10 protein-coding genes and 1 tRNA gene are annotated in these 15,160 nt (G+C 45.6%); 4 read left to right on the forward strand and 7 right to left on the reverse strand.

The features are described from left to right. The first annotated feature begins 149 nt into the window (after positions 1-149). The gene (upp, locus tag TY03_RS01135) at positions 150-803 is read left to right on the forward strand and encodes a uracil phosphoribosyltransferase (protein WP_042367252.1); all 654 of its coding nucleotides are present in this window, start codon (positions 150-152) and stop codon (positions 801-803) included. 99 nt (positions 804-902) lie between these two features. On the opposite strand, the gene TY03_RS01140 is transcribed toward upp, so the two are convergent. Together TY03_RS01140 and TY03_RS01145 are read right to left on the reverse strand one after the other, a co-directional pair. Then, positions 903-1,913, reverse strand: coding sequence for a 2-oxoacid:ferredoxin oxidoreductase subunit beta (locus TY03_RS01140; RefSeq protein WP_042366586.1), 1,011 nt, complete (start codon positions 1,911-1,913; stop codon positions 903-905). Between the two features lie 4 nt (positions 1,914-1,917). Next, positions 1,918-3,771 (reverse strand): 2-oxoacid:acceptor oxidoreductase subunit alpha, encoded by a 1,854-nt coding sequence (locus tag TY03_RS01145; RefSeq protein ID WP_042366588.1) that lies wholly within the window; start codon positions 3,769-3,771, stop codon positions 1,918-1,920. Positions 3,772-4,266: 495 nt separating this feature from the next. On the opposite strand from TY03_RS01145, the gene TY03_RS01150 reads away from it, so the two are divergent. Then, a tRNA-Arg gene (locus TY03_RS01150) sits at positions 4,267-4,338 on the forward strand. Positions 4,339-4,404: 66 nt separating this feature from the next. On the opposite strand, the gene secDF is transcribed toward TY03_RS01150, so the two are convergent. The 5 genes from secDF to TY03_RS01175 all read right to left on the reverse strand — a co-directional run bounded on the left by secDF (position 4,405) and on the right by TY03_RS01175 (position 12,703). Continuing rightward, entirely contained in the window at positions 4,405-7,422 is a 3,018-nt protein-coding gene (gene secDF / locus TY03_RS01155) for a protein translocase subunit SecDF (protein ID WP_042366590.1), read from the reverse strand. A 532-nt stretch (positions 7,423-7,954) separates the two neighbouring features. Next, the gene (locus TY03_RS01160) at positions 7,955-10,045 is read right to left on the reverse strand and encodes a M3 family metallopeptidase (protein ID WP_042366592.1); all 2,091 of its coding nucleotides are present in this window, start codon (positions 10,043-10,045) and stop codon (positions 7,955-7,957) included. An 11-nt stretch (positions 10,046-10,056) separates the two neighbouring features. Then, a complete protein-coding gene (locus TY03_RS01165) occupies positions 10,057-11,145 on the reverse strand; it encodes an endonuclease/exonuclease/phosphatase family protein (RefSeq protein ID WP_042366593.1) in 1,089 nt (362 codons plus the stop codon). A gap of 3 nt (positions 11,146-11,148) precedes the next feature. Beyond that, positions 11,149-12,048, reverse strand: coding sequence for a rhomboid family intramembrane serine protease (locus tag TY03_RS01170; protein ID WP_042366594.1), 900 nt, complete (start codon positions 12,046-12,048; stop codon positions 11,149-11,151). After that, positions 12,029-12,703 (reverse strand): rhomboid family intramembrane serine protease, encoded by a 675-nt coding sequence (locus TY03_RS01175; protein WP_042366596.1) that lies wholly within the window; start codon positions 12,701-12,703, stop codon positions 12,029-12,031. The genes TY03_RS01170 and TY03_RS01175 overlap by 20 nt, the downstream gene beginning before the upstream one ends. Before the next feature lie 227 nt (positions 12,704-12,930). On the opposite strand from TY03_RS01175, the gene TY03_RS01180 reads away from it, so the two are divergent. Both TY03_RS01180 and argS read left to right on the forward strand, forming a co-directional pair. Further along, positions 12,931-13,203, forward strand: a complete 273-nt coding sequence (locus TY03_RS01180; protein ID WP_042366598.1) for an HU family DNA-binding protein — start codon at positions 12,931-12,933, stop codon at positions 13,201-13,203. A gap of 87 nt (positions 13,204-13,290) precedes the next feature. After that, positions 13,291-15,084, forward strand: a complete 1,794-nt coding sequence (argS, locus tag TY03_RS01185; protein WP_042366600.1) for an arginine--tRNA ligase — start codon at positions 13,291-13,293, stop codon at positions 15,082-15,084. Positions 15,085-15,160 lie beyond the last annotated feature (76 nt).

Below are 15,160 nucleotides of genomic sequence, written 5' to 3' on the forward strand. Positions count from 1 at the left end.
ACGTACACGGTATTAGAGAAATATTTCCCTAATTGGTTCTCTTTTATTAAACCATAACAATATCTGCTAACTGAATGTTGCAAATTGGAAGATTATCACTTACTTTGTATTCTGAATAAATGGGCCTCAGTGCCAATACAGTATTAAAAATGAAAATAATTAATTTTAGTGAGACGAACTCCATACTGAATCAGTACGTATCTGAAATCAGAAATGTGGAAGTTCACAAGGATCGTTTGCGCTTTCGCCGCAACATCGAACGGATCGGTGAAGTGATGGCTTATGAGATGAGTAAGTCTTTTGCCTATTCCGTGAAGAATATTCAGACACCGCTGGGGATAGCTCCGGTTAGTACCCCAGACAATCAGTTGGTAATTAGTACCATACTTCGCGCCGGACTTCCTTTTCATCAAGGGTTTCTTAGCTATTTTGACAGAGCCGAAAATGCCTTTGTTTCTGCCTACCGCAAATATAAAGATACATTGAAATTCGATATACATATAGAGTATATCGCCTCTCCCCGTATTGATGGAAAAACGTTGATAATTACCGACCCGATGTTGGCTACCGGGGGAAGTATGGAACTTAGCTATCAAGCGATGCTAACCAAAGGAGAACCGGCCGAAATTCATGTAGCGGCTATCATTGCCAGCCGTCAGGCGGTAGATCACATTGCCAGTGTCTTTCCGGAGGCTAAAACAACCATTTGGTGCGCAGCTATCGATCCTGAGATCGATTCTCATTCGTACATTGTTCCGGGATTGGGTGATGCCGGCGACTTGGCTTACGGCGATAAGGAGTAAATTCTTTATATAACGAAGATGCCGGTCTTACCATAAACTCAAGTTTGTAATGAACTGAGCTTATGGTAAGACCGGCATTTTTCTTATCGGCCTATCGGGCTATTTTACTTCCCAGGTTTCATTGGTCAATAACAACTCGGCGAAGTTATGATATTTCTTCTTAGCCTGTACTTCTTTGATTTGTTCGGCAATAGCCTCGTCGTAAGTAGGTGCTTTTACATCGCGTATGACTCCTAAAGCAATTGGGAAATCAGGGCCTTCCATTAAGGCTAACTTTAGTTGCAGGGTGTTGTCTTCGCAATGTGCATCGTGAATCAGAAGATCCTTTTCGGTGATACCGTTTTCGCCCAGCTTTACTACTTTCAGACCGAAGCCTTGTTGCATTAACCCGAATTCACGGTTTTGTCCGAATACCATCGGTTTGCCTTGTTCCAGGTAGATGGCATTTTTGCTACGACCTTCTTTGGTGGCTACCGACTCGTAAGTACCGTCGTTAAAGATGATACAGTTTTGAAGTACCTCTACCACCGAGGCGCCTTTGTGCTTGGCAGCCGCTTGCAGCACTTCGATAGAAGGCGCACTGTCTACGGCTATGCAACGGGCAAAGAAATGACCGCGCGCACCAAAGGCCAATTCGGCTGGGTGGAAGGGATCTTCGACTGTGCCGTATGGGGATGATTTGGTGACAATGCCTCGTTCCGAAGTAGGAGAGTATTGACCTTTTGTCAGACCATAGATGCGGTTGTTTAACAGAATCATGTTAATGTCGATGTTGCGACGTAGCGCATGAATGAAGTGGTTACCTCCAATGGCTAGTCCGTCACCATCACCGGATATCTGCCAAATAGTTAATTCCGGGTTGGCTACCTTGGCACCGGTAGCTACAGCAGCCGCACGGCCATGAATGGTATGAAAACCATACGTATTCACATAGTAGGGCAGACGAGAAGAACACCCAATACCCGAAATAACGGCAATGTTATGTGGAGCCACACCTATCTCGGCCATGGCTCTGTGCAGTGAGTTCAAGAAAGCATGATCACCACATCCCGGACACCAGCGGGGTTGTCCCGATTTATAATCTTTAGCTGTATATACTGTTTCGCTCATCTTCTTATTCCTCCAATAATTTAGTGAATGCATCTACTAATTCTCTGGTTACGAAAGGTTGGCCTTTTACCTGGTTGAACTGGCTCAGGGCTACTCCGGGCACTTGCATGCGTAGGTATCCGGCAAATTGTCCGAGGTTTTGTTCGGCAACAACTACTTTCTTGTATTTCGTCAATACCTCTGCCGCGTTTTTGGGTAGTGGATTGATGTATTGGAAATGTGCCAATGCTACCTTCTTTCCATGTTGACGCATATAGTCCATGGCGAGATAAAGATGTCCGTAGGTACCACCCCAGCCAACTATTAGCAAGTCGGCATCGTCAACATCTCCTTGAACTTCTACATTGGGGATGCTGTTAGCTATTTTATCTATTTTGGCTTGGCGCAGTAAAGTCATTTTTTGATGATTGTCGGGGTCGGTAGAGATTACACCTGTTTCATTGCTCTTCTCCAAACCACCGATACGGTGCATGAACCCTTCGGTTCCTGGTACTGCCCAGTAGCGCACACCGGTTTCCTCGTTGCGTTGGAACGGTGTCCATGTTTCTGCCATATCGGGTGTTACATAGGGAGGTTTGATGGCAGGATATTCCTTTAAATCGGGTAGTTTCCATGCAGCAGAGCCGTTAGCAATAAAAGCATCGGTTAGTAGCACTACCGGAGTCATGTGCTCTAAGGCTATCTTGGCAGCCATGTAGGCAGCATCAAAACAGTTGGTGGGCGAAGTTGCTGCAATGACCGGCATCGGGCTTTCTCCGTTGCGACCGTACAAGGCTTGAAGTAAGTCTGTCTGTTCCGATTTGGTAGGTAGACCGGTCGAAGGGCCACCGCGCTGTACGTTGACAACGACCAAAGGAAGTTCGGCAATAACGGCAAGATTCATCGCTTCGCTTTTTAGACAAACACCGGGGCCGGAGGTTGTCGTTACAGCCAAGTCGCCGGCAAAAGCTGCACCCACTGCTGAGGCGCATCCGGCTATTTCGTCTTCGCACTGAACGGTTTTAACACCGAGTGATTTGTGCTTGGCCAGTTCGTGCAGAATGTCGGTAGCAGGAGTAATGGGATACGAACCCAGATAAAGTTCCAGCCCAGCTTTTTCTGCGGCGGCAATCAGTCCGTAAGCGGTTGCTTTATTACCGTTGATGTCGGTATATAATCCTTTTGCTTTAGGCGTTTTGCTTTCTATCTTATAAGTAGAGGTTGATGCGTGTGTATTGGCTCCGTAATTGTATCCGTCGTTCAACACCTTGATGTTGGCTTCGGCTATATCCGGCTTTCTGGCAAATTTAGCTCGGAGCATCGTTTCGGCTGCACTTAGGTTACGGTTGAATAACCAGCAAACCAGTCCGAGTGCAAACATGTTCTTGCAGCGTAGGGCAGCTTTGTTGTCAAGCCCCGAATCTTTGAGGCTCTCCTTGCACATAGAGGAGATAGGCACTTCGATCACTTGGTTCTTGATGCCTAATTCTTCGAATGGATTGTTTGTGGTGAATTTCGCTTTCTCCAGGTCTTTCGTATCGAAAGAATCCAGGTCTGTTATAATAAGTGCATTGGGTTTGCAATACTTCACTTGTGTTTTAAGTGCCGAGGGGTTCATTGCCACTAAAACATCGCAATGATCGCCGGGAGTGAAAATCTTGTTTGCACCAATGTGTACTTGAAAGCCAGAGACTCCTGTTAACGATCCTTGCGGGGCACGGATATCTGCCGGATAGTCGGGAAATGTACAGATATCATTACCTACCGTTGCCGACACGTTAGAGAAGATGTTGCCGGCAAGCTGCATGCCATCGCCGGAGTCGCCGGAGAAGCGGACTGCCACTTGCTCCAATTCTTTAACCATCATTTCGTCTGCCATAATTATATAACTCAATTAAAATTTAGTGTCAACCTTTATATTCTTGCGTCTCTTTTACCTTTTAGAGGAGGAACAGTCAAATGTAAAAAAGATGATGCAAGTGATAGGCAAAGGTCGTAAAGTTATGCGACTTAGCAAAATCTTTTTCGATGAATCTATGGGCCACTATCAAAAGAATTGTGTTAATGATTAGTTTGGGTAATTAAAGTAAGCCTAGCGCCTTGACTAACTCTCGATTTTGTTTTATTTCTTAACATATTGTCACCGCGATCTCATCTGTAATCTGACTAATTGCTTGTTTGTGTTGTGTATTTACAGATATATGTATTTATTTTTGGGTGAATGTCTTTCATAACTGTGCTTTTAGGTTTTGTTTGTTGACTCTAGTTGTAATACCTTCGGTTTGCTTCTTCCATTTTGCCCTCTCTTGTTATAAATCTATGTATTCGGCCTTGTCAAATCGACAGAATGCATTATCTTTGCAAACGAAAACAGGGTCCTGTAGTTCAACGGATAGAATAGAAGTTTCCTAAACTTTAGATACGAGTTCGATTCTCGTCGGGACTACTGAAAAAAAGCCTCCTTTGCACCATGGTGCAAAGGAGGCTTTTTTAATACCTTTATATATAGGACTTATTCTTCTGTTGTGCCTTTGGTTCCTTTATTTTTGCTCATCAAAATATAAGCAATAGGAGAAGCGACGAACAATGAAGAAAGTGTACCGATTACCACGCCCAGAATCATTGCGAATGCGAAGCTGCGGATAGAGTCACCACCGAGGATGAAGATACACAGCAACACGATGAATGTACTCATAGAGGTATTGATAGTACGAGCCAATGTTGTATTCAGAGAGTCATTGAATAACTGATACTTGTTGCGCTTAGGATACAGACCGAAGAACTCACGTACACGGTCAAAGATTACCACCTTGTCATTGATAGAATAACCAATAGCTGTTAGGATAGCACCGATGAACGTTTGGTCGATTTCCAATGAGAATGGAACGATACCCCACAACAGTGAGTAGGCACCAATAATCATAATTGTGTCGCTAGCCAAAGCTGCCACTGAACCCACACTATAAGCAATGTTGCGGAAGCGGATCAAGATGTAAACACCGATAGCGATCAATGCCAGTACTACCGACCAAATAGCTGAGGTCTTGATATCATCGGCAATGCTCGGACCCACTTTTTGTGAGCTGACGATACTACCACCGGTATGGTTATCACGGTCGATAAACAGCTCCAGTGAGATATTCTGTGTCAACAGAGGTTTCAGTGTTTCGTATAAGTATGCTTCAATCTCCGAGTCAACGTTGCTACCATCTTCGGCAATGCGGTAGTTGGTGCTGATACGAACCGTCTTCTTATCGGTTCCGATAGCGATAACACTTACGTTCGAATCGCCGAACTTCTTCGCAATCAGTTCGCGCACTTGTTCGGGTTCTACCGGTTGCTCAAATTGTACCTTGAAGTTACGTCCACCGGTAAAGTCGATACTTTGGCTCAAACCACGGATGAAGAATGAACCCACGCAGATCAATAGGATGGCACCTGTGATGGCAAGCCATTTCTTGTTGCCGCCCATGAAGTCGAAGTTGGTGTTTACCAATAGTTTTCTCGAAATTTTCGAGGTAAACGTCAGGTGCAGCAACTTGTCTTTGCCCATGAAATATTCGTAAACCAAACGGGTCATGAACACAGCGGTAAAGAACGAGCAGAGGATACCGATAATCAATGTCGTAGCAAAACCACGGATAGGGCCTGTACCGAAGTAGAACAGGATGATACCGGTAATGATTGAAGTTAAGTTCGAGTCGAAGATAGCAGAGAATGCATTTGAATAACCATCCGACAATGCTTTCTTAATACCCTTTCCGCTGCGAAGCTCTTCCTTCGTACGTTCGTAGATAAGTACGTTGGCATCTACTGCCATACCCAGTGACAACACCATACCGGCAATACCCGACATAGTTAATGCGGCCTGGAACGACGAAAGGATACCCAGCGTGAAGAAGAAGTTCAGGAACATAGCACCATTAGCAATCATACCGGGGATAAAACCGTACATGGTACACATGAAGGTCATCAGTACGATCAAGGCTACGATGAACGAGAAGATACCGGCATTGATAGAGGCTTGTCCCAGTGATGGGCCGATGATGTCTTCCTGAACAATCTGTGCAGGTGCAGGCATTTTACCCGACTTCAATACGTTGGCTAAGTCCTTCGCCTGTTCGGGAGTGAAGTGCCCGGTGATTTGTGAGTTACCACCTGTAATCTCTGTATTAACCGTCGGAGCCGAATATACGTAGTTATCCAGTACGATAGCTACTGATTTACCAATGTTTTGCTTCGTCAACATTGCCCAGCGGCGTGCACCGTCCGAGTTCATTGACATGCTTACAGAGGGCTTGCCGTATTGGTCGAATTCATCCTTGGCATTGGTTACCACATCACCCTCAAGTGGTGCTTTGCCGTTGCGTTCGGTAGATTTGATTGCGTATAGTTCGAATGTTTGTCCCTTCGGGTCAAGGTCAGAACCATAAACACCCCATTTCAAACGGAGGTCTTTAGGGAACTCTGCCAATGCTTCTGCCGAAGTAAGGTATCTATTGATCTCGGCTGTATCCTTGTAGTTAGCATAGCCTACGATAGGGCCTTGTGCGTTGGGGCTCAGCTGAAGAATAGCCAATAGAGGGTGTTCTTTCTTGATTTGCTCCATGTTGACAGCTGTATTCTCTGCTTTCTTGTCACCCTTGAGTGCGGCAGCCAGGCTGTCGGCAGCGCTGATGGTCTTAGCAGGAGTCAGTGCGGTAGCCGGAATGGTATCGCCCGAGATAGTCGAAGCAGAATCCTTCACCGACGATTCGCTTGTCAAGCTGGCACGCAATCGTGCATCGGCAGTTTGCATGAAAGGAATGATGTCTTTGGCGTTGTATGTTTCCCAAAATTCAAGATTGGCCGAACCTTGAAGCAACTTTCTTACACGTTCAGGTTCTTTGATACCCGGAAGTTCCACCATGATACGTCCCATCTTGTCTTCCAAGCTCTGGATGTTGGGTTGAACCACACCGAAGCGGTCGATACGTGTACGCAGTACGTTGTATGAGTTGGCAACGGCTACTTTGATCTCTTCTCTGAGTACTTTCTCAACTTCGGCATCGGTCGACTTTTGTGTTACTTTGTCCTTCAGTTGTTGTGTGGCAAATAACTCAGACAGTTTAGCTCCGGGAGCTGTTTTGTGATATTCTTTCACAAACAGTGTTACGAAATCGTCTTGGCTTTTTGTTGCTTGTTTGGCAGCAGTAGAGATTGCTTTGTTGAAAGCCTCGTCTTGTTTGTTGTCTGCCAGTGCTTTTACGACTTCGGGGATAGAAACTTCAAGGATAACGTTCATACCACCCTTAAGGTCCAGACCTAAACTAATTTCCATCTCACGAGCCTGTTTCAGCGTGTAGTTACCCAACCAGACCTTCTCATTGGCGAGCGAGTCAAGATAGTCTTGTTCTACTTTCACATCGCCTTTCGCATACTCTTTTGCCTTACTGGTGTAATGGCGAGTAACGAAGGAAAAGGATAGGTAGAACACGCAGACCAGCGTGAGTAATACCGCAAAAACTTTAACAAATCCTTTGTTTTGCATTTTACTTTTGATTTATATGATTACTTTTTAAATTTAATTCTGTCGCATACAAGGCTGCAAATATAGTTTTTTTTTCACATTCAGAAGCTATCGAGAGGCAAATATTTGAACGTTAGGGAGATTTTAAGAGAAAAACTTTCGGCTAACCGAAGCATTTACCGATGATTTCTTACAAATAAGCGGCATTTACCGATTCTTGTCAGAAGTAGTTTTATGGATTATTAATATGAAAGAAGAGTTCAGGTGTGAAAAAGTAATTCGATTGGAGTGTTTATTACATTTGATGTAAATGCAATAGGTACCCTGATTGGATCTACTATACCTTCCGAGGAAATGCAAGGCTCTTTCGAAGGGTGAAAAGACTTCTTACGTTTTTTATAGGCTTTCTGAGGTGTTGTGGTGATGGATGACACAAAAAAGGAGAAAGCACAACTTTCTCCTTTTAAGGCAGTTTAATCTGAATGTCGGATAGGACTATACTGACAAGGTATAGTACAATTTCGATACGAAGTCAAGCATTTGCTTCGAAATATTACTTCATTCCCCGATTTTTCAGCATTGGTTCCAATTGTGGTTCGGCTCCTCGGAAGTTTTTGTACAACGTCATCGGTTCTTCGCTATCGCCCTTCTCAAGTACGTTACGGCGGAATCGGTTGGCGGTTTCCTGATCGAAGATGCCTTTCTCGCGGAAGGCTTCGAAGGCATCGTTATCGAGTACATTCGCCCAAAGGTAGCTGTAGTAGCCTGCTGCATAGCCACCGATGATGTGGTTGAAGTAGGTGGTGCGATAGCGCGGAGCAATGGCGGAGATCAGTCCCAACCGGTTCATCGCTTCTTTCTCGAAGGCTACCACGTCGAGATCTTTCACCTCTTTGAGGTTGTGCAGATTCATGTCGAGGATGGCAGCTGCCAGCAACTCGGTGGTCATAAAGCCTTGGTTGAAGGTTTTCTGGTTGAGTATCTTAGTAATGAGGCTGTCGGGGATCACCTCGCCTGTTTGGTAATGTTTGGCATACATCTTCAATACTTCGGGTTCGGTGGCCCAGTGTTCGTTGATTTGTGAGGGTAGTTCGACGAAATCGCGCACCACGCTCGTTCCCGAAACACCCTTGTAGGTGCACTTCGTCAGTAGTCCGTGCAGTCCGTGTCCGAACTCGTGGAAGAGGGTTTCTACCTCGTCCATGGTCAGCAACGAAGGAGTATCGCCTACCGGCTTGGTGAAGCTGCCCACGTTACACACCAGCGGACGAATGTCGCCCTGTTGTTCGCGGTAGTTGCTCATCCAGGCACCGCCGCTTTTGCCGGGGCGAGGGAAGTAGTCGACGTAGAAGATTCCCAGTTGCGAACCATCGGCATCTTTGACTTCGAATACCTCCACATCGGGGTGATAGGTGGGAATATCGGTTAGCTTGGTCAGCGTAATGCCGTATAGCTTGTTGGCTACGGCAAAGGCACCCTCGCGTACGTTCTCGAGCTTAAAGTATGGCTTGGTTTGCTCCTCGTCGAGGTTGAATTTCTCTTTGCGTAGCTTCTCGGTGTAGTACCACCAGTCCCAAGCTTCGAGCTTCTCGCCTTTGCCTTCCTTGTCCATCAGCGTTTGCAGTTCGGCTGCTTCGGCTTTGGCTTTGGGTAGTGCGTAGGCCCATAGGTTGTTGAGGAAGCTCATCACCGTATCGGAGTTTTTGGCCATGGTCTCGTCAAGTACGAAGTTTGAGTAACAGTCAAATCCCAGCAGGTTGGCCTTTTCCAGACGGAGACTTACGACTTGCGTGATGATCTGCTTGTTGTTGTTCTTATTGTCGTTGTTGCCCCGGTTGATGTAGGCATTGTAGAGCTTCTCACGTAAGGGACGGTTGGCTGAGTATTGCAAGAAGGGCAGGCGGCTGGCGTTGTGCAGGGTAAACATCCACTTGCTCGGCTGTCCGGCTGCCTTGGCTTCTTCGGCAGCACTTTGGCGCACGCTCTCGGGTAGTCCCTCCAGATCGGCTTCGCGGTCGATGAAGAGTTTGAAGTCATTGTTCTCGTTCAGGATGTTGTTGCTGAACGTTAGCCCCAGTGTGGAGAGCTCTTTGTTGATTTCGCGCAGACGGGCTTGCTTGTCGGCATTGAGGTTGGCGCCCGAGCGCACAAAGCTTTTATAGGTCTTGTCGAGCAGGCGTTGCTGCTCGGTGGTGAGGTTTAGCGCGCCTTTTTGTTGATAAACGGCATCGACCTTCTTGAACAGTTCTTGGTTGAGCGAAATGTTATCGCTGTGCTCCGAGAGCATCGGTGCGAGTTTAATTGAGAGCGCTGTAAGCGAATCGGTGGTTTCGGCATCGGTCATATTAAAGAAAACAGCAGAGACACGGCTCAGCATGGGCGAGCTATTGTCAAGGGCGACAATGGTGTTGTCGAACGTAGGCGCATCGGCATTCTCAATAATGGCTTTGATCTGTTGGTTTTGTTCCTCAACCCCCTTCAGGAAGGCAGGTTCATAGTGTTCCAGTTTAATCTTATCGAACGGCGGAACACCATACTCGGTTTGAAACTCTGTAAAGAAAGGGTTGCTTTCGGTCTTTGTGGCACAGGAGTACATCATACAACTTGCTGCTAAAATAATAACGGTTCTCTTCAGTGTTAACATAGGGTTATTGTTTAGTTAATCTCAATATGGCACCAGATGGGGTAGTGATCCGAACTATCGATAGAGCGGTCTACCGTGCAGTTATGCGAGCTCATATTCTTGCTTATCAATATATGATCGATGCGGAAATAGAACTTGTTCTGATTGTATGAGATGCCCAGTCCGCGCCCCGACTCGGTAAAGGCGTCTTTGAGTTGCTCCGCAATGACCCGGTGGGTATAGGAGATGGGGCTGTCGTTGAAGTCACCACAAACGATAATCGACGCATGGGGTGAGGTGGCTATCTCGCGGGCAATAGCATCGGCTTGTTTGGAACGGATGGCAGAAGCCTCGGCCAGTTTGTTGATCAACAGTCTGGCTCCCGACTTTACCTTGTCGGCATCGGGGTCTTTAATCATCGACTCGTATACGACTTTATCTTCTTTGGTCAGCTTGTTCGACTCCAGATGGTTATTGATTACCGTCAGCGTGTCGTCGCCTACCTTGATCTCATACGCCACCGATCCGTTGTAGTGGCTTTCGTAGGGAATGACTCGTGCGGAGAGAATGGGGTATTTGGAATAGCACGCCAGTTGGTTGCTACCCTTTTCGCCTATTTGCTGCACATTACGGTATCGGTAGGCTTTCAGACCCTTGCGTATCTCTTTCTCGTTAAGATGTCCTTTAGTGTTTTGCGGAGTGACGTACTCCTGCAAGCACACAATATCGGCGTCGAGCTTCTGAATGTAGCTCAGGATGGGGTTTGCACCGCCCGTCTTCTCCAGGTGATTGAATGCCATAATGTTGTAAGAGAGTAATTTCAAACTATTCTCGGTAGGTGCGGTTCGGAAGTTCATCGGCAGGTAGGTTAGTATCTGCGAGTAGCAGAGCAGAAATCCGAGTAGCGACAAGGCTGAGTATTTGTAATGAACGATCAGCCAGAAGATGAAGAAACACAGATTGATAAGCAAAAAGATAGGAAAGGTTAGACCCATGCACGATTCGATGGGATGTACCACCGGATGAATGTAGGGGCTGTAAGCTGTCAATAAAAGGATTCCGACAAAGAATGCGTTGATGGCTAACAGTAAGTAAGTGAAAACCTTGCTGATATGTTTCATTCGTTATTTTTTGCTTGCATCGAACAAGCTCTTTTTCTCGTCGGTAGTAAGACTCTCGTAGCCCGATTTCTTTAATTTTTCCAGTATGCGGTCTACATTGTCCGATTGAGCTTTCTTACGAGCGTTGTAGTCATAGTCTTTCTCGTGGCGGGCACTGCCGTAGTGCACTTTCATCTTGGGCTTGCGTTGCCATGTTTTCTTTTCGAACAACGCCCCGATGGCATCGAGTGCTTTGTTTATCCAAGCAGTCATGTCGAACCCTTTGCTCAGGCTGGCGGCAAACCATAAACCTGCCAAGGCTCCACCCAGATGAGCCAGATGTCCGCCTGCATTGGCCGAAGTGATGAATAATAAATCGCTCAATACGACAATCAGTGCTAGGTATTTGAGCCGAACCGTACCGAAAAGGAACAAACGCACCGGATAATTGGGCTCACGGTACGCTGTTGCCACTACAATGGCCAGCACAGAAGCTGAAGCACCCACCAAGGTTGATTTGGCTATCAATGGCTCGAAATAGGGAAATACATTGTAAGATACCATGTAAAGCAATCCTCCCAACAGTCCACCCAGTACATAAAGCCCGCGTAAGTGCTTGCCCGAGAAGAACGAGAGAAATAACTGTCCGAACCAGTATAGCCAAAGCATATTGAAAAGGATATGCAGGAGCCCGGCATGCATAAACATATAAGTGAAGAGCGACCATGGCTGTTCGATAAATCGAACGAACGAGGCGGGAAGTGCCAGCAGGTCGAATACATCGGCTGCACTTCGGTTAAAGAGTTGCAACAGAATGCTCATCAGTGTAGTGACAACGAAGACCGCTACGTTGATATATATCAGTTGAATAAAGATGTTACCTCTACGGAACGAATCTTTCAGGTCAGCTATAATATGTGCCATTGTGATTCCCTTTCTTTCTCCAATACATAATTAGTATAAAACCGAATATCATACCTCCCAAGTGGGCAAAGTGAGCTACGTTGTCGCCCGCATTGTTGGCCAGTCCCGAATAGAGTTCAATCAACGCATAGCCTATCACAAAGTACTTGGCTTTGATTGGAAAAGGCAGTGGGAAGATAAACATCTGTTGGTTGGGAAATAGCATACCGAAGGCCAGCAGAATGGCATATACGGCACCTGATGCTCCCACGGTAGTCATCTGGTTCAGGTATTCGGCCATCGGGATAACTCCCATACCGGTATCTACGCCGCTGTAGCCAGTGAGCACAGTTTCGTAATGTATGTATTGCACCACTTCCTGAATAACACCTGCACCAATGCCACAAACAATGTAGTAAAACAAAAAGCGGCGAGGTCCCCATACTTGCTCGAGAATACGACCGAACATCCAAACGGCAAACATATTAAAGAAAATATGTGTCCATCCGGCATGCATGAACATGTAGGTAAACAACTGTGCCGGGTTAAAACTCTCGGCGAGGAAGAAGTGAAGTCCTAAATAATTAGCCAAATCAATACCGTAGCTTTGAGCGACAATGGTACCTGCAAAAAGCAGTACGTTGATAATTATCAGGTTTTTAGTAACTGTTGGCATCGTTATATTTGTTTTCTTATATATGCAAAACCGCATACATGTTTGCAAAAATACAAATAATTTCTGTTCTACAACAGAAAAAAGCAATGTGATTAGCTCTTTTTCAGTAAATTGAGTTGTTTTTTTCCTATTTTTATTTGATATATTGTTTTGTTACTCTATATTTGTGAGGACATTACGTCAATCTTTTGTGTAACCTGTAATTAATTAATCATTTTTTTAAAATTATGAATAAGGCAGAACTTATTAGCGCTATGGCTGCTGAATCAGGCTTGAGTAAGGCCGATTCTAAGAAAGCACTTGAGGCTTTCGTTTCAAATGTTACTAATGCATTGAAGACCGGTGATAAAGTTTCATTAGTGGGTTTTGGAACTTTTTCTATTAGTGAGAGAGCCGAAAGAACTGGTATTAACCCTTCTACTAAAGCAGCGATTGTTATTCCTGCGAAGAAAGTTGTTAAATTTAAGGCTGGTGCCGAATTGGCCGGTATCGTTGAATAAGTAGTAGATATAGTTGAAAGAAATTAAGAAGGGAGGCGTGTGGCGTCTCCTTTTTTTATATCTTTGCGCGCAGAAACAACTCCGAATATGAATATAGAAAATAAACTTGTGACGTCCGTCATAAGCGGACTCAAAGCCCTTTACGGACAGGAAGTTCCTACCGAACAAGTGCAACTGCAGAAAACAAAAAAAGAATTTGAAGGCCACCTTACGCTCGTTGTGTTCCCGTTTCTTCGTATGTCAAAGAAAGGACCCGAACAAACGGCACAGGAAATCGGCGAATACCTACAAGCCAATGAACCGGCTATTGCAGCTTTTAATGTAATCAAAGGATTCCTGAATCTGACCATTGCTTCGGCTAGCTGGATTGACTTGCTCAATGCCGTACATGCCGACGATCAGTATGGTATAGTCGCTGCCACCCCGTCATCTCCATTGGTGATGATCGAGTACTCTTCGCCTAACACCAACAAACCGTTGCATTTGGGACATGTGCGCAATAACCTATTGGGTAACGCACTGGCCAATATTGTCAAAGCCAATGGTAACCAAGTGGTAAAAACCAATATTGTAAATGACCGTGGTATTCATATCTGCAAATCCATGCTGGCATGGAAACTGTACGGTAATGGCGAAACGCCCGAAACGTCGGGTAAGAAAGGCGATCACTTGGTGGGCGACTACTACGTATCGTTCGATAAGCATTACAAAGCCGAGTTAGCCGAACTGATGGAGAAAGGCATGACGAAGGAAGAAGCCGAAGCAGCCTCACCACTCATGAATCAAGCGCGCGAGATGTTGGTACAGTGGGAAGCCGGAGATATCGAAGTACGCGAGCTGTGGAGCATGATGAATAATTGGGTTTATGCGGGCTTCGATGAAACCTACCGTAAGATGGGTGTAAGCTTTGATAAAATCTACTATGAATCGGAAACTTACCTCGAAGGAAAAGAGAAAGCATTGGAAGGCTTGGAAAAAGGCTTCTTCTACCGTAAGGAAGATGGTTCGGTATGGGCCGATTTGACTGGTGAGGGACTCGATCATAAACTGCTGCTGCGTGCCGACGGCACATCAGTATACATGACACAAGACATCGGTACGGCCAAACTGCGTTTCGCCGATTACCCTATTGATAAGATGATTTACGTGGTGGGCAACGAACAGAACTATCACTTTCAGGTACTTTCTATTCTACTCGATAAGCTGGGCTTTGAGTGGGGCAAGGGCTTGGTGCACTTCTCGTATGGTATGGTCGAACTGCCAGAAGGTAAGATGAAGTCTCGTGAGGGAACAGTGGTCGATGCTGACGACCTCATGGAAGAGATGATCGCTACTGCCAAAGAAACATCCGAAGAACTCGGTAAGCTCGATGGACTGACACCCGATGAAGCTGCCAATATTGCCCGTATCGTTGGTTTAGGTGCATTGAAATACTTTATCTTGAAGGTTGATGCCCGCAAGAACATGACGTTCAACCCAAAAGAATCAATAGACTTTAATGGAAATACGGGTCCGTTTATTCAGTATACGTATGCCCGTATTCAGTCGGTATTGCGTAAGGCCTCCGAACAAGCGATTATTATCCCTGCCGAACTATCTGTCGGTATTGAACTGAGTGAGAAAGAAGAAGGATTGATTCAAATGGTAGCCGATTTTGCTGCCGTAGTGAAGCAAGCCGGAGACGATTATAGTCCGTCGATCATTGCCAATTATACGTATGAACTGGTCAAGGAGTATAACCAATTCTATCATGACTTTAGTATTTTGCGCGAGGAGAATGAAGCAATGAAAGTATTCCGTGTCGCCTTATCAGCCAATGTAGCCAAAGTGGTTCGTTTGGGTATGGCTTTGCTCGGTATTGAAGTTCCGGATAGAATGTAAGCACCGTTTTTTACAAAAGAATCTATATAACAAACGTGGCTGCAATTCATTTGTAATTGTCAGCCACCGTTTGTTA

It is taken from the genome of Bacteroides neonati, assembly GCF_000499785.1.
GTDB lineage: Bacteria > Bacteroidota > Bacteroidia > Bacteroidales > Bacteroidaceae > Bacteroides > Bacteroides neonati.

What these genes read in the sequence shown, in the direction of transcription:
- upp (WP_042367252.1), top strand. Translation starts at nt 150, where the DNA reads ATGAAAATAATTAATTTTAGTGAGACGAACTCCATACTGAATCAGTAC.
- TY03_RS01140 (WP_042366586.1), bottom strand. Translation starts at nt 1,913, where the DNA reads ATGAGCGAAACAGTATATACAGCTAAAGATTATAAATCGGGACAACCC.
- TY03_RS01145 (WP_042366588.1), bottom strand. Translation starts at nt 3,771, where the DNA reads ATGGCAGACGAAATGATGGTTAAAGAATTGGAGCAAGTGGCAGTCCGC.
- secDF (WP_042366590.1), bottom strand. Translation starts at nt 7,422, where the DNA reads ATGCAAAACAAAGGATTTGTTAAAGTTTTTGCGGTATTACTCACGCTG.
- TY03_RS01160 (WP_042366592.1), bottom strand. Translation starts at nt 10,045, where the DNA reads ATGTTAACACTGAAGAGAACCGTTATTATTTTAGCAGCAAGTTGTATG.
- TY03_RS01165 (WP_042366593.1), bottom strand. Translation starts at nt 11,145, where the DNA reads ATGAAACATATCAGCAAGGTTTTCACTTACTTACTGTTAGCCATCAAC.
- TY03_RS01170 (WP_042366594.1), bottom strand. Translation starts at nt 12,048, where the DNA reads ATGGCACATATTATAGCTGACCTGAAAGATTCGTTCCGTAGAGGTAAC.
- TY03_RS01175 (WP_042366596.1), bottom strand. Translation starts at nt 12,703, where the DNA reads ATGCCAACAGTTACTAAAAACCTGATAATTATCAACGTACTGCTTTTT.
- TY03_RS01180 (WP_042366598.1), top strand. Translation starts at nt 12,931, where the DNA reads ATGAATAAGGCAGAACTTATTAGCGCTATGGCTGCTGAATCAGGCTTG.
- argS (WP_042366600.1), top strand. Translation starts at nt 13,291, where the DNA reads ATGAATATAGAAAATAAACTTGTGACGTCCGTCATAAGCGGACTCAAA.